The sequence below is a fragment of the Arthrospira sp. PCC 8006 genome (genome assembly GCF_046480465.1).
Classification (GTDB): Bacteria; Cyanobacteriota; Cyanobacteriia; order Cyanobacteriales; family Microcoleaceae; genus Limnospira; species Limnospira platensis.
The window spans coordinates 1-417 of the sequence record NZ_PKGG01000574.1 but is presented as its reverse complement, the minus strand read 5'-3'; the positions used below and the strand labels follow the sequence as shown (position 1 = coordinate 417).

The window sequence follows — 417 nt, the reverse complement described above, 5'->3', positions numbered from 1 at the left end:
CAGCTAAAATGCCTTGACCTGCTCCCATTTCCACTAGGGTAAATGGTTCGGGTTTTCCCAAAACTTCCCACATTTCTACTAACTGTTCAGCTAGTAACTCGCCAAAATCTGAACCGAGGTGAGGAGAAGTGAAAAAGTCCCCCTGTGCGCCAATTTGGGGAGAGTTATGGTTATAGTAGCCGCTTTGTGGGTCATACAGTACCATCTCCATATACTCCGCAAAAGTAATCCGATTTTGGGGATGGTTGCCAATTCGTTGACTAATGCGATCGACCAGGGTTACAGATACCATATAGAACCAAAATTTCCGCCCACAACTTCCCATTATATCATAGAAATTTTCCCCCACCTAATGATTTATATGGTAGTGGAATAATCCCCGGAATAGGGGATTGGCTCCCCAATTTCCCCTAATCT

The 417-nt window shown here is 44.4% G+C and carries 1 protein-coding gene; it reads right to left on the bottom strand.

The window, feature by feature from the left end:
• The coding region (locus tag B9T16_RS29440) for an SAM-dependent methyltransferase (protein WP_410246473.1) at positions 1 to 292 on the bottom strand (292 nt) is incomplete at its 3' end.
• Positions 293 to 417: the final 125 nt, after the last annotated feature.